The following is a 20703-nucleotide window of genomic DNA, read 5'->3' on the forward strand; positions in this document are numbered from 1 at the left end:
AATCCCGATGAGCTTACATTAGTAAGTGATTCGGGTGAACGAGCGCAGCCAACGCAGTTATGGCGCCATTGGCGAAGAGAGACAGTTTAGTTGCCGTTCTTCCCGCCTGTCAGGGGCGGGTTTTTTACATTATTGCAGCAGCGAAATATCCGCCACGCGCAGGAACAGCTCACGCAGTTTCTCAAGCATCGAGAGACGGTTAATACGCAGCTCTTTATCTTCCACATTCACCATCACCTTCTCGAAGAAGGCATCGATGACGTCACGTAGCTCCGCCAGCTCCACCAGTGCTTCCTGGTAGCGACCTTCCGCGAAATACGGCTCCAGCTTGTCGCGCAGCACCACAACCTGCATCGCCAGAGAAATCTCTTCCGGCTCTTTCAGGGTTGCAGCGTTTACGCGTTCGTTCAGCGACTCGTCGGATTTCGCGAGGATGTTGGATACACGCTTGTTGGCCGCGGCCAGCGCAGACGCCGCTTCCAGCGTACGGAAGTGGGATACCGCCTTCATACGCGCATCGAAATCTGCCGGACGGGTCGGACGACGCGCCAGCACCGCCTGAATGGTATCAACGGAGTAACCTTCGTCCTGATACCACGCGCGGAAACGACCGAGCATAAAGTCGATAACATCATCCACAACCTTCGCGTTGGTCAGCTTATCGCCGTACAGACGGACCGCTTCTTCGGTCAGCGTTTGCAGATCGAGATTGAGGTTCTTCTCTACGATGATGCGAAGCACGCCCAGCGCAGCACGACGCAGCGCAAACGGGTCTTTGTCGCCTTTCGGATGCTGACCGATACCGAAGATACCCGCCAGGGTGTCCATCTTATCGGCAATCGCCACGGCGCAGGCAACCGGGTTAGACGGCAGATCGTCACCGGCAAAGCGCGGCTGATACTGCTCGTTCAGGGCCACAGCCACGTCTTCCGCTTCGCCGTCATGACGCGCGTAGTGCATGCCCATCACGCCCTGGGTGTCGGTAAATTCGAACACCATATTGGTCATCAGGTCGCACTTGGAGAGCAGGCCCGCGCGGGTAGCGTGGTTAACGTCGGCGCCAATTTCACGGGCAATCCAGCCGGACAGCTCCGCGATACGGTCAGTCTTGTCGCGCAGCGTACCCAGCTGCTGCTGGAAGAGTACGGTTTGCAGACGCGGCAGGTTATCTTCCAGACGTTTTTTACGGTCGGTGTTGAAGAAGAACTCGGCGTCCGCCAGACGTGGACGCACCACTTTCTCGTTACCGGAGATAATCTGGCTCGGATCTTTCGATTCGATGTTCGCGACGAAGATGAAGTTTGGCAGCAGCTGGCCGTCGTTGGCGTAAACCGGGAAGTACTTTTGGTCACCCTTCATGGTGTACACCAGCGCTTCAGCCGGAACGGCCAGGAATTTCTCTTCGAATTTCGCGGTCAGCACAACCGGCCATTCGACCAGAGAGGTCACTTCTTCCAGCAGGCTATCGCTCAGATCGGCATTACCGCCAATTTTGCGCGCCGCTTCTTCGGCGTCAGCTTTGATTTTGGCTTTACGCTGTTCGTAGTCAGCAATGACCTTACCGCGCTCCAGCAGGATCTGCGGGTACTGATCAGCATTGTCGATGGTGAACTCCGGCTCGCCCATAAAGCGGTGGCCGCGGATCACGCGATCGGACGCCACGCCCAGAATGGTCGCCGGAATAACGGTATCGCCCAGCAGCAGGGTCACGGTGTGAACCGGACGCACAAAGTGAACGTCAGACGCGCCCCAGCGCATCAGCTTAGGAATCGGCAGCTTAGCCAGCGAGGTCGCAATCATATCTGGCAGCAGCGCTTCCGCGCTTTCGCCTTTCACATGGGCACGATACAGCAGCCATTCACCTTTGTCGGTGGTCAGACGTTCGGCCTGATCGACGGTGATACCGCAGCCGCGCGCCCAGCCTTCAGCCGCTTTGCTCGGCTTGCCTTCCGCGTCGAACGCCTGGGCAATGGCCGGGCCACGTTTTTCAACTTCGCGATCCGGCTGAGACGCCGCCAGATTTGCCACTTTCAGCGCCAGACGACGCGGTGCAGCAAACCACTCAATTTTACCGTGCGCCAGGCCAGCGTTATCCAGCTCAGCAGTGACGTTCGCAGCGAAAGATTCAGCCAGGCTGCGCAGGGCTTTTGGTGGCAGCTCTTCAGTGCCGATTTCCACCAGGAAAGTTTTCTCAGACATGGCCGCCTCTTATTTGTTTCGGTTGCACATCGGGAAGCCAAGGGCTTCACGGGACGCGTAGTAAGCTTCAGCAACGGCTTTGGTCAGGGTACGAATACGCAGAATGTAGCGCTGACGTTCAGTCACGGAGATCGCTTTGCGGGCATCCAGCAGGTTGAAGCTGTGGGCAGCCTTCAGAATACGCTCGTAGGCAGGCAGAGGCAGCGGAGTCTCCAGCGCCAGCAGCTGCTGGGCTTCTTTCTCGTACTGCTCGAAGCAGGTGAACAGGAAGTCCACGTCCGCGTATTCGAAGTTATAGGTGGATTGCTCCACTTCGTTCTGATGGAACACGTCGCCGTAGGTGGTTTTACCCAGCGGGCCGTCGCTCCAGACCAGGTCGTAAACGCTGTCTACGCCCTGAATGTACATGGCCAGACGTTCCAGACCATAGGTGATTTCGCCGGTGATCGGTTTACATTCCAGACCGCCAACCTGCTGGAAGTAGGTGAACTGGGTCACTTCCATGCCGTTCAGCCACACTTCCCAACCCAGACCCCAGGCACCCAGCGTTGGGTTTTCCCAGTTATCTTCCACGAAACGAATGTCGTGAATGGTCGGATCCATACCCAGCTCTTTCAATGACCCGAGGTACAGTTCCTGAATGTTGTCGGGTGATGGCTTAATCACCACCTGGAACTGATAGTAGTGCTGCAAACGGTTCGGGTTTTCGCCGTAACGGCCATCGGTCGGACGACGGGATGGCTGAACATAGGCGGTCGCCATTGGCTCTGGCCCTAACGCGCGCAGGCTGGTCATCGGGTGTGAGGTGCCTGCGCCAACTTCCATGTCCAAAGGTTGAACAATGGTGCAGCCCTGACGAGCCCAGTAATCCTGTAAGGTCAGGATCAGGCCCTGGAAGGTCTTGGTATCAAACTTTTGCATAGTATTTCGTGCTGGATACGTGTGGTTTTAAATGGAAGGGATCAGTATACCCGCTGGCTGCAAGATATACAGTACGAAACGGGGTTGTTTAGGGAAAATTGGGGAATAAGCCCTACAGCCAGAACCTGCGAAGGCTCTGGTTGCTGCTTATACGAGCAATTTAGCGCATTGAGAGATGTAAAAACTGGCCGTCTGCATCAAAAGAGCAGACAAAGCCCTCTTTACGCGCCGTATAGCCTTTCAGTTCATAGCTGCCCTGAAAGCGCTCGAAGCCGTTAATATGAATTTTCTGTGCTTCGGAATTATAGCGGTGAGCCGCCTGATCCCTGCACAGCTGTTCCATATTCAGGGAACGCTCCGGGCTCATTTTCCCCTGCTGCGCTTTTTGGACTGGAGCCTCCTGAGAAGCACTGCACCCTGCTAATAAAAGCAGCAGAAAGAGTGACGCCCCACGCTTCATCATCATTTTTATTACCGCCCTGGTCAGTGGCTGTTATTTTTAGTAGCAACACGTTTATAGATTAATGTTCAACATTCTGCGAATCTCGCCAGCTCCCGACAAGACAGCCTGGTTAAACTCAGAATTTTCCAAGGGAAAAGTTTTACGCAATCGCAGTCACACTTTCTTTATCAGGAATACAGAGGAACTGATGCAGTCTAAAATTAACTGGATTGATAACCTGCGGGGAATAGCCTGTCTGATGGTGGTGATGATCCACACTACGACCTGGTATGTCACGAACGCGCACAGTATCAGCCCTGTTAACTGGGATGTCGCCAATATTCTGAACTCAGCCTCACGCGTGAGCGTCCCGCTGTTCTTTATGATTTCCGGTTTTCTCTTTTTTGGCGAGCGTAGCGCGCAGCCGAGACATTTCATCCGTATTGTCTCCTGTTTGCTGTTTTACAGCGCCATTTCGCTGCTCTATATCATCCTGTTCACTTCAATTAATGCTGAACGTTCCCTGCTCAATTTGTTGCAAAAACCGGTGTTCTATCATCTGTGGTTTTTCTTCGCGATAATGGTTATCTATCTGGTTTCGCCGTTAATTCAGGTAAAAAACGTTAGCGGTAAAATGCTGCTGGCCTTGATGGTAATAATCGGGATCGTGGCAAACCCGAATACCGTCTCACAGAAAATTGATGGCTTTGAATGGCTGCCCGTTAACCTCTATATCAACGGCGATACGTTTTATTACGTGCTGTACGGCATGCTGGGGCGCGCCATCGGCATGATGGAGACGCAAAAGAGAGGAATAAACTGGCTTTGCGCGGCAGCATTTATCGCCGGTGTGTTTATTATCTCTCGAGGGACGCTGCACGAGCTGCAATGGCGCGGAAACTTTGCCGATACCTGGTATCTCTACTGCGGGCCGATGGTCTTTATCTGCGCGGTTTCGCTGCTGACCCTGTTTAAAAACACCCTGAATGCCCGCCCGCTTCCGGTGCTGGGGTTTATCTCTCGCCACTCGCTGGGCATTTACGGTTTTCACGCGCTGGTGATCCACGCCCTGCGCACCCGCGGCGTTGAGCTTAAAAGCTGGCCGGTGCTGGATATTGTCTGGATATTTACCGTTACGCTGGTTGTCAGCCTGCTGCTCTCAATGCTGCTGCAACGCATCGATACACGCAGGTTTGTGAGCTAACCCGGTTGAAGGCTGGCAGGCCGGGTAAGCGTTAGCGCCACCCGGCTCCTGTTTATGACATTAGCGGTAAAAGCTGCTGATAGATTTTGCGGAAAACGTCTCGTCTTTCAGCGTAGCGAGCATGATTTTTCGCATCAGGACGATGCTGCTGTTCAAGCGGCAGCTGGGGCAAAAGCTGGGGCAGTGGTTTATCCCGGTTCAGCGCAATTTGCGCAAGCCGTGCCGCACCGAGCGCCGGACCAACATCTCCCCCAGTACGATAGTCCAACTGCAACCCGCTGATATCGGAAAGCATTTGCCGCCAGTAGCTGCTTCGTGCCCCGCCGCCAATTAACGTAATGCTGGATGGCGTCAGGCCACAGTCATGCACGACATCCATGCCGTCCGCCAGCGCATAACCGACCCCTTCAAGCACCGCGCGCGCCAGCTCTGCCGGGCCGTGCTGATGGGTAAGGCCGAAGAAGACCCCTTTCGCTTCCGGGTTGTTATGCGGCGTCCGCTCGCCTGAAAGGTACGGTAAAAACCAGACCGCACCGGCAGTATCATCCGCCTGCTGTGCCGCTGCGATAAGCGCCGGGACGTCCGCCATTCCGGTCAGCTTTGCCGCCCAGTCGAGGCAGGAAGCCGCGCTCAGCATCACCGACATCAAATGCCATTTACCCGGCAACGCGTGGCAGAAGCTGTGTACGGCGCTTTCAGGGTTACTACGATAGCCGTCACTGACGGCAAAATAGACGCCGGAAGTGCCGAGCGAGAGCATGGCCTGTCCTGTCTCCACCATCCCCACGCCGACCGCACCCGCCGCATTATCGCCACCGCCGGCAACGACAGGTACGGCTGGCATATTCCAGCGTTCAGCAACAGAAGGCTGCAAAGCGCCCGTGATATCACTGCCTTCAAACAGCGCAGGCATATGATCGCGCGTCAGCTGGCAGGCATCCAGCATCGCTTCGCTCCAGTCCCGTTTCGCCACGTCGAGCCACATCGTGCCCGCGGCGTCAGACATGTCGCTGGCAAAATCCCCCGTCATGCGAAAACGAAGGTAGTCTTTCGGCAACAGAACTTTCGCCACCTGGCGAAAAATCTCAGGCTCATGGCGCTGCACCCACAGGAGTTTTGGCGCGGTAAAACCGGGCATCATCAGATTGCCCGTAATCTCGCGGGACGCAGGCACACACTCCTCAAGGATCGCGCACTCTTCCGCACAGCGGCCATCGTTCCAGAGAATAGCCGGGCGCAGAACGCGATGCTGGCTATCCAGCAGCGTGGCGCCATGCATTTGCCCGGCAATGCCCAGCGCTTTCACGTCGCGCAGGCTGTGCTGCTCACCTAAGGCTTTCATCGCGCGGTCCGTCGCCTGCCACCACTGCTCCGGATCTTGTTCCGACCAAAGTGGCTGCGGGCGTGAAACCTGCAACTTTTCAGTCTGCGTGGCTAACACATCGCCCTGCTCGCTTAACAGGATGGCTTTCACCCCCGACGTGCCAAGATCGATCCCGATATACATGTGGTGACTCCTTTGACAGAAATGCCCGGTGGCGCTGCGCTTACCGGGCCTGGATGCTGTTATTTATCGAACAGGTAGTGATTGACCAGGTTTTCCAGCAGTTCCTGATGGCCGCTCTGATGCTGCGGTGCCAACTGATGCTGTTCAGCGTACTTCGCGATCTCCGCAAGCGATAACTGACCTTTCAAAATTTGCTGGCCCAGCTCACTGTTCCAGCCGCTGTAGCGCTTCGCCACGCGCTTATCCAGCTCACCGTCTTCAATCATACGGGCCGCCACCTTCAGCGCCAGCGCCATGGTGTCCATCGCGCCAATATGCCCGTAGAACAGATCGTATTTGTCGGTGCTCTGGCGACGCACTTTGGCGTCGAAGTTCAGGCCGCCGGTGGTGAAACCGCCCGCTTTGATGATTTCGTACATCACCAGCGCATTCTCTTCGACGCTGTTCGGGAACTGGTCGGTATCCCAGCCCAGCTGCGGATCGCCGCGGTTCGCATCCACCGATCCGAAGATGCCCAGCGCAATCGCAGAGGCGATTTCGTGATGGAACGAGTGGCCCGCCAGCGTGGCGTGGTTAGCCTCAATGTTCACTTTGATCTCTTTTTCCAGACCAAACTGCTTCAGGAAGCCATACACGGTGGCGACATCGTAGTCGTACTGATGCTTGGTTGGCTCCTGTGGTTTTGGCTCAATCAGCAGCGTACCGCGGAAGCCGATTTTGTGCTTGTGGTCCACCACCATCTGCATAAAGCGGCCAATCTGCTCGCGCTCCTGGCGCAGGTCAGTATTCAGCAGCGTTTCATAGCCTTCACGACCGCCCCAGAGAACGTAGTTCTCGCCACCCAACTGATGCGTGGCGTTCATCGCAGTCACCACCTGGGTTGCCGCCCAGCTGAAGACTTCCGGGTCCGGGTTGGTTGCCGCGCCCGCGCCATAGCGAGGGTTGGTAAAGCAGTTAGCCGTACCCCAGAGCAGCTTCACGCCGCTTTGCTGCTGTTTTTCAGCCAGCACGTCGACCATCTGCGCAAAATTGTTCAGATACTCTTTCAGCGACGCCCCTTCCGGCGACACGTCAACATCGTGGAAACAGTAGTACGGTACGTTCAGCTTATGGAAGAACTCGAACGCGACGTCGGCTTTACGCTTCGCCAGCTCAATGGCCTCGCCCGGCTGTTGCCATGGACGGTCAAAAGAGCCCACGCCGAACATATCGGCACCGTTCCAGCAGAAGGTGTGCCAGTAGCAGGCGGCAAAGCGCAAGTGATCTTCCATGCGCTTACCCAGCACCAGCTCATCCGGGTTGTAGTGACGAAATGCTAAAGGATTGGTCGTTTTCGTGCCTTCGAAACGAACGCGATCGAGTTGGTCGAAATAAGCTTGCATATTGAGCTCCATAATCAGGGTATGCGGCGTGGTCTTGCTTCTGGAGTAATAGTGAATAGACATTGGAGGTTGCTCAATTACGTTATTTCACACTGCTATTGAGAGAATGCGCAATTGTGCGCTGGCTCGCAAAATAATGTGCAGACAAACTATTTTTCGGCGCGCATTCCAGAATCAAATGTAATTAATAGGTTACGCTTTTTAAAATCCGATCGCGGTCATAAATTCAGAAATAAACCAAATATCGTAATGAGAAGATAAAAATCTGTAATTGCCAGCAGGCCTTTCCACGTTAAAAATTTGCTGCGTCTCAGCAGTGAATGTTTCTTTTATCTCAGCTACACATACCCCTACAAAAAGGCCTAATAATTATGAAGATAAAGAACCTGACCCTAACGCTCTGCACTACTCTCCTGCTTGCAAGCTTTGCCGGCCACGCCAAAGAGGTCAAAATCGGCATGGCGATTGATGACTTACGCCTGGAGCGCTGGCAAAAAGATCGCGATATCTTTGTTAAAAAAGCGGAATCTCTCGGTGCGGAGGTGTTCGTTCAGTCCGCTAACGGCAACGAAGAGACGCAAATGTCGCAAATTGAGAATATGATCAACCGTGGCGTCGATGTGCTGGTCATTATCCCGTATAACGGCCAGGTATTAAGCAACGTGGTGAAAGAAGCAAAACAGGAAGGCATAAAAGTCCTGGCTTATGACCGCATGATTAATAATGCGGATATTGATTATTATATTTCGTTCGACAATGAAAAGGTGGGTGAATTACAGGCTAAAAGCCTGATCGCAAAAGTGCCTCAAGGGAATTATTTCCTTATGGGCGGCTCGCCTGTGGATAACAACGCCAAACTGTTCCGTCAGGGACAAATGAAAGTGCTGAAGCCGTATATCGACGAGGGCAAAATTAAAGTCGTCGGCGATCAGTGGGCTGACGGCTGGTTACCGGAAAACGCGCTGAAAATTATGGAAAACGCGTTGACCGCAAATAACAACAAAATCGATGCAGTGGTGGCCTCTAACGACGCCACTGCGGGGGGCGCCATTCAGGCGCTGAGCGCGCAGGGTCTGGCCGGGAAAGTCGCTATTTCCGGACAGGACGCCGACCTTGCGGGTGTAAAACGCATTATCGCGGGTACCCAGACTATGACGGTCTATAAGCCCATTACCGAGCTTGCCAATACCGCCGCCGAAATTGCCGTTGAGCTGGGAAATGGCCAGCAACCTAAAGCAGACGCGACGTTAAATAACGGCCTGAAAGACGTGCCAGCTCGCCTGCTTACCCCTATCGAAGTCAACAAAGAGAATATTGACGCCACGGTGGTGAAAGACGGTTTCCATAAGAAGAGTGAACTGTAATCCAGCGCAGCCCCTGCCCGGCGGGGGCGCATCGACCTGCCCTGTTCATCTGTCGGGCTATGCGGAGCAGTTATGTCTTATTTACTTGAAATGAAAAGCATCACCAAAGCCTTCGGAGCGGTGAAAGCGGTCGACAACGTAAGCCTGCGGCTGAACCCCGGCGAAGTGATGTCGCTGTGCGGCGAAAACGGCTCGGGGAAATCCACGCTGATGAAGGTGCTGTGCGGGATCTATCCGCACGGCAGCTACGAGGGCGAAATCGTCTTTGCCGGTGAGGTGCTTCAGGCCACGCACATTCGTGATACCGAACGTAAAGGCATCGCTATCATTCACCAGGAGTTGGCGCTGGTGAAGCACCTTACCGTGCTGGAAAATATCTTTCTTGGGGCCGAACTCTCGCGCCACGGCGTACTGGATTACGACACCATGACGCTGCGCTGCGAAAAACTGCTGGCCCAGGTGAGTCTCGCTATCTCACCGGATACGCGCGTGGGCGACTTAGGTTTGGGCCAGCAGCAGCTGGTGGAGATCGCCAAGGCGCTAAATAAACAGGTACGCCTGCTGATCCTCGACGAGCCAACCGCCTCGCTCACCGAACAGGAAACCGCCGTTCTGCTCAATATCATCCGCGACCTGCAAAACCACGGTATCGCCTGCATCTATATTTCGCACAAGCTCAATGAGGTGAAAGCTATTTCCGACACCATCTGCGTCATCCGCGACGGGCAGCACATTGGCACGCGTGAAGCAGAAGGCATGAGCGAAGATGACATCATCACCATGATGGTGGGTCGCGAGCTCACCGCACTGTATCCCAACGAACCACACACCATAGGCGAAGAACTCCTGCGCGTGGAAAACCTGACGGCGTGGCATCCCGTTCACCGCCACATCAAGCGCGTGGATAACCTCTCCTTCTCGCTGCACCGCGGCGAAATTCTCGGTATTGCGGGTTTAGTGGGTGCCGGAAGAACCGAGGCCGTGCAGTGTCTGTTTGGCGTCTGGCCGGGGCGCTGGGAAGGCAAAATTTATATCGACGGTCAGCCGGTAAAAATCGACAACTGCCAGCAGGCCATTGCCAAAGGCATTGCTATGGTGCCCGAAGACCGCAAAAAAGACGGCATCGTGCCGGTCATGGCGGTGGGAAAAAATATCACGCTGGCGGCGCTCAGCCAGTTTTCCGGCGCGCTGAGCAGCCTGGATGATGCCGCAGAACAGCAGTGTATACTTCAGTCACTTGCCAGGCTCAAGGTGAAAACCTCCTCGCCGGAACTGGCGATAGGTCGCCTGAGCGGCGGCAACCAGCAGAAAGCGATTCTGGCACGCTGCCTGTTGCTTAATCCGCGCATTTTAATTCTGGACGAACCCACGCGCGGGATCGATATCGGCGCGAAGTATGAAATCTACAAGCTGATCAACCAGCTTGTGCAGCAAGGGATTGCCGTCATTGTTATCTCGTCCGAATTGCCTGAAGTGCTGGGGCTGAGCGACCGCGTGCTGGTCATGCATGAAGGGAAACTCAAAGCCAACCTGAACAACCAGAACCTGACGCAAGAGCAGGTGATGGAAGCTGCCTTAAGGAGCGAACGCCATGTCGAAAAGCAACCCGTCTGATATCAAAGTCGCTGTTCCGACGCCCGGTGCGTTCGCAGGACTTAAATCGCTGAATCTGCAAGTTTTTGTAATGATTGCCGCCATTATCGTCATCATGTTGTTCTTTACCTGGATGACCGATGGCTCCTATTTGAGCGCACGTAACGTCTCTAACCTGCTGCGTCAGACCGCCATCACCGGGATCCTGGCGGTGGGGATGGTCTTTGTGATTATCTCAGCGGAAATTGACCTGTCGGTAGGGTCGATGATGGGTCTGCTCGGCGGCGTGGCGGCAATTTTTGACGTCTGGCTCGGCTGGCCGTTGCCGCTGACGATTGTGGTCACGCTGGTACTGGGTCTGCTGCTGGGTGCGTGGAACGGCTGGTGGGTGGCCTACCGTAAAGTCCCGTCGTTTATTGTCACCTTAGCAGGGATGCTGGCCTTCCGCGGTATTCTGATTGGGATCACCAGCGGCACTACCGTCTCCCCGACCAGCGCCTCGATGTCCCAGATTGGCCAAAGCTACCTCTCTGATGGCGTCGGTTTTACGATCGGTGTGGTTGGGCTGATGGCGTTTGTCGCGTGGCAATGGCGAGGACGCATGCGTCGCCAGGCGCTGGGGCTGGCCTCGCCTGCCTCAACCTCGGTTGTCGGCCGTCAGGCGCTTACTGCGGTGATTGTGCTGGGAGCCATCTGGCTGCTAAACGATTATCGCGGTGTCCCAACGCCCGTTCTGCTGCTGGCGCTGTTGCTGTTAGGTGGGATGTTTATGGCCACACGTACCGCATTCGGTCGCCGTATTTATGCTATCGGCGGCAATCTTGAAGCCGCGCGTTTATCTGGTATCAACGTCGAGCGCACCAAACTCGCCGTCTTTGCCATCAACGGCCTGATGGTAGCCATCGCGGGGCTGATCCTCAGCTCGCGACTGGGTGCGGGTTCCCCGTCTGCCGGTAATATTGCCGAGCTGGATGCCATCGCCGCCTGCGTGATTGGCGGGACCAGCCTCGCCGGAGGTATTGGCAGCGTGGCGGGGGCGGTGATGGGCGCATTTATTATGGCTTCGCTGGATAACGGGATGAGTATGATGGACGTGCCGACGTTTTGGCAGTATATCGTCAAAGGGGCCATTCTTTTGCTGGCAGTCTGGATGGACTCTGCCACCAAGCGGCGCGCCTGAGAACCGTATCGTGACTAATTTGGGAAAGTGAGCCATGTTTGAAAAGCGTCACCGCATTACGTTGTTATTCAATGCCAACAAAGCCTATGACCGTCAGGTGGTTGAGGGGGTTGGTGAATATTTGCAGGCGTCGCAATCCGAATGGGATATTTTCATCGAAGAAGATTTCCGTACCCGTCTGGAGAACATCAAAGACTGGCTGGGAGACGGGGTTATCGCTGACTTTGACGACCCCGTGATTGAACAGTTGCTGAGTGGCGTCGACGTACCTATCGTGGGCGTTGGCGGCTCTTACCATTCAGCGGAACATTACCCCCCCGTTCACTACATCGCCACGGATAACCATGCCCTGGTTGAGACCGCCTTCCTCCATTTAAAGGAGAAAGGCGTCCATCGTTTTGCGTTTTACGGATTGCCCGCCACCAGCGGAAAGCGCTGGGCGATGGAGCGTGAGTATGCCTTCTGCCAGCTGGTTGCCCAGGAGAAGTATCGCGGCGTCGTTTATCAGGGGCTGGAAACCGCGCCGGAAAACTGGCAGCACGCACAGAATCGCCTGGCTGACTGGCTGCAAACGCTGCCGCCCCAGACAGGGATTATCGCCGTGACGGACGCCCGCGCCCGCCACGTATTACAGGTGTGCGAACATTTGCATATTCCTGTGCCTGAAAAGCTGTGCGTGATTGGTATTGATAACGAAGAGCTTACGCGCTATCTGTCGCGCGTGGCGCTCTCATCCGTGGCGCAGGGTACCCGTCAGATGGGCTATCAGGCCGCGAAGCTGCTGCACCGACTGTTAGACAACGAATCCCTGCCGCTCCAGCGTCTGCTGGTTCCGCCCGTTCGCGTGGTCGAGCGTCGCTCAACTGACTACCGTTCCTTAAACGATCCGGCCGTGATTCAGGCGATGCACTACATTCGCAATCATGCCTGCAAAGGGATTAAGGTCGATCAGGTGCTGGATTCGGTCGGCATTTCACGTTCGAATCTGGAGAAGCGGTTTAAAGAGGAAGTCGGTGAGACGATCCACGCCGTGATCCATGCGGAAAAGCTGGAGAAAGCGCGCAGTCTGCTGATCTCCACCTCGCTGTCGATCAACGAGATTTCACAGATGTGCGGCTATCCGTCGCTTCAGTATTTCTATTCGGTGTTCAGGAAAGAGTATGACACCACGCCGAAGGAGTACCGGGAACGGTACAGTGAAGTCCTGCTCTAGAAAAAAGAACGCCTTCCAGTGGAAGGCGTTTTTCATTACATATGTGCGGCAATCAGACGCTGGTTATCCTGGTACATTGAGAACAGGTAGTTGTTGTAGCGCTGTCCCTGGGTGGAATAACCTTTCAGCTTGTGGATCATCGCCGTGGCCGTCACTTCCTGATCCGCCTTACGCAGCTGCGCGCGTGACTTACGGAACGAAGAGTAGGCCGGGTGGGTGTTCAGATTCACCACATAGGCATTCACGGAATCTTTCACCGATTCAAACTGTGAATAGCCCTTCACCTTGCCGGGTGCATTAGTACAACGACCTTTTGCGCATTTCATGCCAAACAGATTGTTGTTGTTGCGCGCCAGCTTCGAGGTGCCCCAACCGCTTTCGGCGGCGGCCATTGTCGCGACCATACTGCCTGGAATAATGTCCACACGCTCTAACAGAGTGTTCCACGGCACACGACGCGTGTTCCCGCTCCACTTCACTTTATAGCGTTTGGCGATGTCTTTCAGGCGAGTGCGCTCAGACGGCGACCAGCGGCTATCGTACTGTTTGGCGATCAGCCAGTTACGATCCGCAGTAATCGCGGCATTTTGACTTTTAATGTAAGGCATTACCGTCCGGAGAAACGCTTTTTTCCTTGGTGTCCCGGAAGGGTATTTTCGCAAATCAGGAAGTGAACTACTCTTTGCACTATTGCGAGAATACTCTTGTTTACTGCTAACCTTACTGCTTGTCGTCTTTATTACGTGGGCTTTCTTACTCGTTGTATCCGTGTGCGTCTTTGCAAGCACCTCACCTGAAAATGCCATGGTGAGTAACATGAGTATCGCGGCCCCATATCGTCGAATGGGAGTCGATATCATTAGGTCTCCTGGTCGGATATAAGCATTCCAACACCTTATTTTCTTCAAAATTTGAGAGCGGAATCTCAAATCGTACCAAAAATAGTCTTCAAGAGCACGTCTATAAATAGTCCAATTCCGAAACTATGTCATCCGGAACATGCTCATTAAAGCACCAACACTGGAAAAATGTGCGCGATATCGCAGATAACTGCCTAATTTTGCGCGGGATCACTCATCCCTACGCGTCCTCCTGGCAGAAAGCCTCAGAGGAGGAGTTTTTCCCCTGAGCCGAATGGCACACTGGTCAAAAATGCCGCGACAGGAAAATGGAATGAAACGCACTGCATTAGCTGTTCTGATGTTACCCGCATTCGCGCATGCCGACTGGTCATCGCCGGGATTTGACGCATTCAACGCTGAAGGTACCGGCGTCTTTACCAGCCAGGCAACGCTTGCGAAGGGTACCCGTCCACTGACGTTGAGTCTTGACAACGCGTGCTGGCAGCCGACAAAGGCCATTAAGCTCAACGAGATGCTGTCGCTCAAACCGTGCGAAGGCACGCCACCGCAGTGGCGATTATTCCGTGACGGCGTTTATCAGATGCGTATTGATACGCGCTCTGGAACGCCGACGCTGATGCTGACGGTACAAAGTGCGGCGCCACAGCCTGTCGCAAACGTTACCCGCCGGTGCCCGAAGTGGGACGGCAAACCGCTCACGATCGACGTCGTTAACACGTTCCCGGAAGGCACGGTGGTGCGTGATTTTTACAGCAAACAGACCGCGACCGTTCAAAATGGCAAAGTGACTCTTCAGCCAGCCGCCAACAGCAATGGCCTGCTGCTGCTTGAGCGCGCCGAAACGGACAAACCCGCGCCGTTCAGCTGGCAAAACGCCACCGTCTATTTCGTGCTGACCGATCGCTTCGTGAATGGCGACCCCACCAACGACAACAGCTATGGCCGCCATAAAGATGGTATGCAGGAGATAGGTACTTTCCACGGCGGCGATCTGAAAGGGCTTACCAGCAAACTGGATTACCTTCAGCAACTGGGCGTGAATGCGCTCTGGATAAGCTCCCCGCTGGAGCAGATCCACGGCTGGGTTGGCGGCGGCACCAAAGGGGATTTCCCCCACTACGCGTATCACGGTTATTACACCCAGGACTGGACGAAACTCGACGCCAACATGGGCAACGAAGATGATTTACGCCAGCTTGTCGACGACGCGCACAGGCGCGGTATCCGCGTCCTGTTTGACGTTGTCATGAACCACGCGGGCTATGCGACGCTTGCAGATATGCAGGAATATCAGTTTGGCGCACTCTATTTACAGGGAGATGAGCTGAAAAAAACGCTCGGCGAACGCTGGACTGACTGGAAGCCAGGCGCGGGTCAAAGCTGGCACAGCTTCAACGATTACATCAACTTCAGTGACAAAGCCGCATGGGAAAAATGGTGGGGTAAAAAATGGATCCGTACCGATATCGGTGATTACGACAACCCGGGCTTTGACGACTTGACCATGTCCCTGGCCTTCCTGCCGGATCTGAAAACGGAATCAAAAACCCCGTCAGGTTTGCCGAACTTTTATCAACACAAGCCCGACACCAACGCGAAAGTGATGACGAATTTCACGCCGCGAGATTACCTGACCCACTGGCTTAGCCAGTGGGTACGTGACTACGGCATCGACGGTTTCCGGGTCGATACCGCCAAACACGTTGAGCATGAAGCCTGGCAGCAACTGAAAGACCAGGCCAGCCAGGCGCTGGCCGCGTGGAAGGCCGCCAACCCGGACAAAAAACTCGACGATGCGCCGTTCTGGATGACCGGTGAGTCCTGGGGCCACGGCGTGATGCAGAGCGATTATTACCGTCACGGCTTCGATGCGATGATCAACTTTGACTATCAGGAGCAGGCGGCGAAAGCAGTGGACTGTCTGGCAGATATGGATTTGACCTGGCAGCAAATGGCAGAAAAGCTGCAAAGTTTTAATGTGCTGAGCTATCTCTCCTCCCACGATACGCGTCTGTTCCGTGAAGGGGGTCAGCGCGCCGCTGAGTTACTGCTGCTGGCGCCGGGAAGCGTGCAGATCTATTACGGCGATGAATCAGAGCGTCCATTAGGTCCGACGGGCTCCGATCCGCTACAGGGAACCCGTTCGGATATGAACTGGCAGGACGTCACGGGTAAACAGGCGTTAACTGTCGCCCACTGGCAGCTTCTGGGGCAGTTCCGCGCCCGTCATCCGGCTGTGGGTGAAGGCAAGCAAACAACGCTGTCAATGAAAGAAGGCTACGGCTTTGTGCGCGAGCACAAGGGCGATAAGGTGATGGTGGTGTGGGCGGGTAATCAGTAGAACAGCCCCCTCACCCTAATCCTCTCCCCTAAGGGGCAAGGGGATTGCACGGTGCGGTCTTTCACCCTCGCCCCTTTGGGGAGAGGGCCGGGGTGAGGAGACATTCATCAGAACGATTCACTGCAATAATCCCTCTCCACCATACAAAACAACAAATCCGACCACATCCGCCGATTTGCACCAACACGGTGCTGGCGTTATGGTTACTGCCTTTCATATTAAGCCCGACAGATCACCTGCTATGACGTTTTCACAATTCGGCGACAAATTTACCCGCCATTCAGGCATTACCCGCCTGATGGAGGACCTCAACGACGGGCTGCGCACCCCAGGCGCTATCATGCTTGGCGGTGGAAACCCGGCTCAAATTCCGGAGATGAACACCTACTTCCAGACGCTGCTGGCAGACATGCTGGAAAACGGTAAAGCAACCGATGCGCTATGTAATTACGACGGCCCTCAGGGTAAAACAGAACTACTGACGCTTCTGGCGACAATGCTGCGGGAAGCGCTGGGTTGGGATATCGAACCACAGAACATTGCACTGACAAACGGCAGTCAGAGCGCGTTTTTCTACTTATTCAATCTGTTCGCCGGACGCCGCGCCGACGGCACCACGAAAAAAGTGCTGTTCCCGCTGGCACCGGAGTATATCGGCTATGCCGATGCCGGCCTCGAAGAAGACCTGTTTGTTTCCGCACGTCCGAATATCGAGTTGTTGCCAGAGGGCCAGTTCAAATATCACGTCGATTTTGAACATCTTCATATCGGTGAAGAGACGGGCATGATCTGCGTATCTCGTCCCACCAACCCGACGGGGAACGTGATCACCGACGACGAGCTGATGAAGCTGGATGCGCTGGCGAATCAGCACGGCATCCCGCTGGTGATCGATAACGCCTATGGCGTACCGTTCCCGGGGATCATCTTCAGCGAAGCGCGTCCGCTGTGGAACCCGAACATCATCCTCTGCATGAGCCTCTCCAAGCTGGGCCTGCCGGGCAGCCGCTGCGGCATTATCATTGCTAACGAGAAAATCATCACCGCCATTACCAACATGAACGGCATTATCAGCCTTTCCCCTGGCGGCATCGGCCCGGCGATGATGTGCGAGATGATCAGGCGTAACGACCTGCTGCGCCTGTCAAATGAGGTGATCAAGCCGTTTTACTCTCAGCGCGTTCAGGAAACTATCGCCATCCTTCGCCGCTACTTACCGGAGGAACGCTGCCTGATCCATAAACCGGAAGGGGCAATTTTCCTGTGGCTGTGGTTTAAGGATCTGCCCATTACGACAGAGCTGCTTTATCAGCGTCTGAAAAAGCGTGGCGTGCTGATGGTCCCGGGGGATTACTTCTTCCCGGGTCTGGATAAGCCGTGGCCGCATACGCACCAGTGCATGCGCATGAACTACGTCCCGGACCCGGAAAAAATCGAAGCGGGTGTGAAAATTCTCGCCGAAGAGATTGAGAACGCCTGGCGCGAGGCCGGTTAATAAAACCTCAGGCCAGATTACGCAGCCGTTCCGCGCGTAGTCTGGCGGGGTCTATGCAGCGCAGCGCGTGGGTGGGACAGGCTTCGACGCAGGCGGGACCGCCCTCGCGATGCATGCACAAATCACATTTCAGCACCTGAACGCGATCTCCCACAACCCGAACCTGCATTGCCCCGAACGGGCACGCCACCATACAGCTTTTGCAGCCGATACAGCGAGCCTGCTCAACGAGCCAGGCTCCCGCAGCACGGTGAATGGCCCCCGTCGGGCAGACATTCGCGCAGGGCGCATCTTCACACTGATGGCAGCCCACGGCTGTGGTGAAGGTTCCCCCCTTAACCACGCGGATACGTGACGTAAACGCTTCTGGCGTGGCGCTGCTTTGATGCGACATCATGCACGCCACCTCACAGGTGCGGCACCCGATACATTTTTCAGGATCCGTCAGAATAAATCGGTTCATCAGTTACGCCTCGCGCACGTTAAACCCCAGTTCTTTCGAGATAGCTTCCGCCGTGTCACGCAGCGGTTTTAACAAGTTTTTCTCGCCCACCTGCTTCATGCGCGACGTCGACAGCGAAATGGAGATGGCATAGGGCACGCGCCCGTGAATATCAAAGACCGGCACGGCGATACATGACACACCCAGCTCGTTCTCTTCTTTATCCATCGCCATACTGTGATCGCGAATTTCCGCCAGCTCATCATACATCGCGCTCAGTTCGGTGATGGTGTTGCGGGTCAAAGGTTGGATCTGTTCCTGGTGGCTTTCCCAGTAGCTCGCCACGTAATCCTGATGACCAAACGCCATATAGATTTTGCCCATCGCAGAACAATAGAGCGGCATATGCTGGCCGATATATGCGCGCGTGCGCAGCATACCGGTTGTCGGCTCAAGCTTATAAATCAGGATCGCGTGGTCATCTTCACGGCTGGAGAAGTTGACCGTTTCGCCGGTGGCAATGTTCAGCGCCTCGAGGTGCGGCGCCGCCACGTGAATAATATTGAGCGATGAAAGCGCCTTTTGCCCGACGGCGATAAATTTAGTGGTCAGACGATAGCTCCCTGCCGCCGGCGCCGGCGTCACGTACCCGCACGACTGCAACCCCTGCAATAACCGGTGCACAGTGCTTTTATTCAGCCCCGCCAGTTCTGATAAATGCGCAAGCGGACACCCGTTCGGATAGTTACTGAGGATTTCAATCAGCATCAGGCCGCGAAACAAGCTCTGGCTACCTGCTGGCCTCTCTTTTTCTTGCGTCATTTCGCTCTCTTTTATGCTCATCAAATGGCTCCTGTTTATCGCGCCCTGATGGTAGCGCAAAGTGTGGTTTAGTTCACGATCTCAACAGAAAAAACACAACCATTTGATTTTAATCGGTTTTGAAAAACGTGAATGTCGTTGATCTGACAAAATTTGATCGCTATATTTGAAATCAGATTTCGCATAGTGAAATTTAGCGATAAAAAAGCACTCGAACTTGCCCCTAAAAAAACAGGAGAACAGGGATGAAAGTGACCTTCGAAGAGTTGAAAGCGGCGTTCAATCGGGTTCTGCTCGATCGCGGTGTAAAAGCGGATACCGCAGACGCCTGCGCCGAGATGTTCGCCCGCACCACGGAGTCCGGCGTTTATTCACACGGCGTCAACCGCTTCCCGCGATTTATTCAGCAGCTTGACGCAGGCGACATCCTCCCTGACGCCCAGCCGAAACGCGTAACGACATTAGGCGCCATCGAACAGTGGGATGCGCAGCGTTCCATCGGCAACCTGACGGCGAAGAAGATGATGGACCGTGCTACCGAGCTGGCGTCCGATCACGGGATCGGCGTGGTGGCGCTGCGTAATGCTAACCACTGGATGCGCGGCGGTAGCTACGGCTGGCAGGCGGCGGAAAAAGGCTATATCGGCATCTGCTGGACCAACTCTATTGCCGTGATGCCCGCGTGGGGATCAAAAGAATGCTGCATCGGCACAAACCCCCTGATCGTTGCCATTCCGTCGAATCCAATCACCATGGTCGATATGTCGATGTCGATGTTCTCCTACGGCATGCTGGAGGTGAATCGCATGGCCGGACGCGAATTACCGGTCGACGGCGGCTTTGACGATGAGGGCAATCTAACCAGAGAGCCGGGCGTGATTGAGAAAAACCGCCGCATTCTGCCCATGGGCTACTGGAAAGGTTCTGGCTTATCGATTGTGCTCGACATGATCGCCACCTTGCTCTCTGACGGCGCATCCGTTGCGGAAGTGACCCAGGACAACAGCGACGAATATGGCGTATCGCAGATCTTTATCGCCATCGAAGTGGATCGCCTGATCGACGGTCCAACCCGCGATGCCAAACTACAGCGCATCATGGACTTCATCACCACCGCAGAACGCGCTGATGAAAACGTCGCCGTCCGTCTGCCAGGCCATGAGTTCACACGCCTGCTGGAGGAGAACCGCCGCAACGGCATCACGATTGACGACAGCGTGTGGGCGAAAATCCAGTCTCTGTAAGGAGTGGGTCATGATATTCGGACATATTGCACAGCCAAATCCATGTCGCCTGCCGCTGGCGATAGAAAAGGCGCTTAATTTTCTGCGTACCACGGATTTCACCACCCTGGCACCGGGCGTGATCGAAATTGAAGGCCGCAACATTTTTGCCCAGGTTCTCGACCTCACCACAAAGGAACAACACGAGAACCGCCCTGAAGTCCATCGCCGCTATCTGGATATCCAGTTTCTGGCCTGGGGCGAAGAAAAAATCGGTATTGCTATTGATACCGGGAATAACAAAATCAGCGAATCATTGCTGGAGCAACGGGATATTATTTTTTATCACGACAGCGAACACGAGTCGCTTATCGAAATGATACCTGGCAGTTACGCCATATTTTTCCCGCAGGATGTTCACCGTCCTGCCTGTATTAAAAACAAGGGATCCGCAATTCGTAAAATTGTGGTGAAAGTGGCCATCAGCGAATTAGATTAATTTTCTGATAAAT

Annotated in this window: 17 protein-coding genes; 9 read left to right on the plus strand and 8 right to left on the minus strand. The window is 54.8% G+C overall.

All coding sequences use genetic code 11. From position 1 onward, the window contains the following. Positions 1 to 129: 129 nt before the first annotated feature. From glyS to ACQG1K_RS21540, 3 genes are all read right to left on the minus strand, one after another. The gene (gene glyS / locus ACQG1K_RS21530) at positions 130 to 2199 is read right to left on the minus strand and encodes a glycine--tRNA ligase subunit beta (protein WP_367076306.1); all 2070 of its coding nucleotides are present in this window, start codon (positions 2197 to 2199) and stop codon (positions 130 to 132) included. Positions 2200 to 2208: 9 nt separating this feature from the next. Next, the gene (gene glyQ, locus ACQG1K_RS21535) at positions 2209 to 3120 is read right to left on the minus strand and encodes a glycine--tRNA ligase subunit alpha (protein WP_003860141.1); all 912 of its coding nucleotides are present in this window, start codon (positions 3118 to 3120) and stop codon (positions 2209 to 2211) included. Positions 3121 to 3280: 160 nt separating this feature from the next. Then, a complete protein-coding gene (locus tag ACQG1K_RS21540) occupies positions 3281 to 3586 on the minus strand; it encodes a YsaB family lipoprotein (RefSeq protein ID WP_022649742.1) in 306 nt (101 codons plus the stop codon). Positions 3587 to 3770: 184 nt separating this feature from the next. On the opposite strand from ACQG1K_RS21540, the gene ACQG1K_RS21545 reads away from it, so the two are divergent. Further along, the gene (locus ACQG1K_RS21545) at positions 3771 to 4766 is read left to right on the plus strand and encodes an acyltransferase (protein WP_022649743.1); all 996 of its coding nucleotides are present in this window, start codon (positions 3771 to 3773) and stop codon (positions 4764 to 4766) included. A gap of 52 nt (positions 4767 to 4818) precedes the next feature. Here the strand turns inward: ACQG1K_RS21545 and xylB are convergent, their stop codons facing one another. Together xylB and xylA are read right to left on the minus strand one after the other, a co-directional pair. Then, positions 4819 to 6273, minus strand: coding sequence for a xylulokinase (xylB, locus tag ACQG1K_RS21550; protein WP_367076304.1), 1455 nt, complete (start codon positions 6271 to 6273; stop codon positions 4819 to 4821). A 59-nt stretch (positions 6274 to 6332) separates the two neighbouring features. After that, positions 6333 to 7655 carry a xylose isomerase gene (gene xylA / locus ACQG1K_RS21555; protein WP_026080557.1) on the minus strand — a complete coding sequence of 441 codons (1323 nt, stop codon included), beginning with the start codon at positions 7653 to 7655 and terminating at the stop codon, positions 6333 to 6335. A gap of 371 nt (positions 7656 to 8026) precedes the next feature. On the opposite strand from xylA, the gene xylF reads away from it, so the two are divergent. From xylF to xylR, 4 genes are all read left to right on the plus strand, one after another. Beyond that, complete coding sequence (gene xylF / locus ACQG1K_RS21560) at positions 8027 to 9019, plus strand: D-xylose ABC transporter substrate-binding protein (protein WP_022649746.1); 993 nt, start codon at positions 8027 to 8029, stop codon at positions 9017 to 9019. Positions 9020 to 9091: 72 nt separating this feature from the next. Next, positions 9092 to 10633: a xylose ABC transporter ATP-binding protein gene (locus tag ACQG1K_RS21565; RefSeq protein ID WP_367076302.1), complete on the plus strand. Its 1542-nt coding sequence runs from the start codon at positions 9092 to 9094 to the stop codon at positions 10631 to 10633. Beyond that, positions 10611 to 11792, plus strand: coding sequence for a xylose ABC transporter permease XylH (gene xylH, locus ACQG1K_RS21570; protein ID WP_023298853.1), 1182 nt, complete (start codon positions 10611 to 10613; stop codon positions 11790 to 11792). Before ACQG1K_RS21565 ends, xylH begins: the two co-directional genes overlap by 23 nt. A 34-nt stretch (positions 11793 to 11826) precedes the next feature. After that, positions 11827 to 13005, plus strand: a complete 1179-nt coding sequence (xylR, locus tag ACQG1K_RS21575) for a D-xylose utilization transcriptional activator XylR (RefSeq protein ID WP_038416899.1) — start codon at positions 11827 to 11829, stop codon at positions 13003 to 13005. 35 nt (positions 13006 to 13040) lie between these two features. Here the strand turns inward: xylR and ACQG1K_RS21580 are convergent, their stop codons facing one another. Continuing rightward, a complete protein-coding gene (locus tag ACQG1K_RS21580) occupies positions 13041 to 13865 on the minus strand; it encodes a protein bax (protein ID WP_022649749.1) in 825 nt (274 codons plus the stop codon). A gap of 313 nt (positions 13866 to 14178) precedes the next feature. Between ACQG1K_RS21580 and ACQG1K_RS21585 the strand changes: the two genes are divergently transcribed. Both ACQG1K_RS21585 and avtA read left to right on the plus strand, forming a co-directional pair. Continuing rightward, positions 14179 to 16209: an alpha-amylase gene (locus ACQG1K_RS21585; protein WP_367076299.1), complete on the plus strand. Its 2031-nt coding sequence runs from the start codon at positions 14179 to 14181 to the stop codon at positions 16207 to 16209. Positions 16210 to 16450: 241 nt separating this feature from the next. Next, entirely contained in the window at positions 16451 to 17704 is a 1254-nt protein-coding gene (gene avtA / locus ACQG1K_RS21590) for a valine--pyruvate transaminase (protein ID WP_022649751.1), read from the plus strand. 7 nt (positions 17705 to 17711) lie between these two features. Here avtA and ACQG1K_RS21595 read toward each other — a convergent pair whose 3' ends face one another. After that, a complete protein-coding gene (locus tag ACQG1K_RS21595; protein WP_023298857.1) occupies positions 17712 to 18167 on the minus strand; it encodes a 4Fe-4S dicluster domain-containing protein in 456 nt (151 codons plus the stop codon). A 3-nt stretch (positions 18168 to 18170) separates the two neighbouring features. Beyond that, positions 18171 to 18989, minus strand: a complete 819-nt coding sequence (yiaJ, locus tag ACQG1K_RS21600) for an IclR family transcriptional regulator YiaJ (RefSeq protein ID WP_015572751.1) — start codon at positions 18987 to 18989, stop codon at positions 18171 to 18173. Positions 18990 to 19213: 224 nt separating this feature from the next. Here yiaJ and yiaK point away from each other — a divergent pair, with 224 nt between their 5' ends. Both yiaK and ACQG1K_RS21610 read left to right on the plus strand, forming a co-directional pair. Beyond that, positions 19214 to 20212: a 3-dehydro-L-gulonate 2-dehydrogenase gene (gene yiaK, locus ACQG1K_RS21605; protein WP_023298858.1), complete on the plus strand. Its 999-nt coding sequence runs from the start codon at positions 19214 to 19216 to the stop codon at positions 20210 to 20212. A 10-nt stretch (positions 20213 to 20222) separates the two neighbouring features. Next, positions 20223 to 20690, plus strand: a complete 468-nt coding sequence (locus ACQG1K_RS21610) for a YhcH/YjgK/YiaL family protein (RefSeq protein WP_058677328.1) — start codon at positions 20223 to 20225, stop codon at positions 20688 to 20690. Positions 20691 to 20703 lie beyond the last annotated feature (13 nt).

This window comes from Enterobacter cloacae complex sp. 402C9, assembly GCF_050030745.1.
GTDB lineage: Bacteria > Pseudomonadota > Gammaproteobacteria > Enterobacterales > Enterobacteriaceae > Enterobacter > Enterobacter intestinihominis.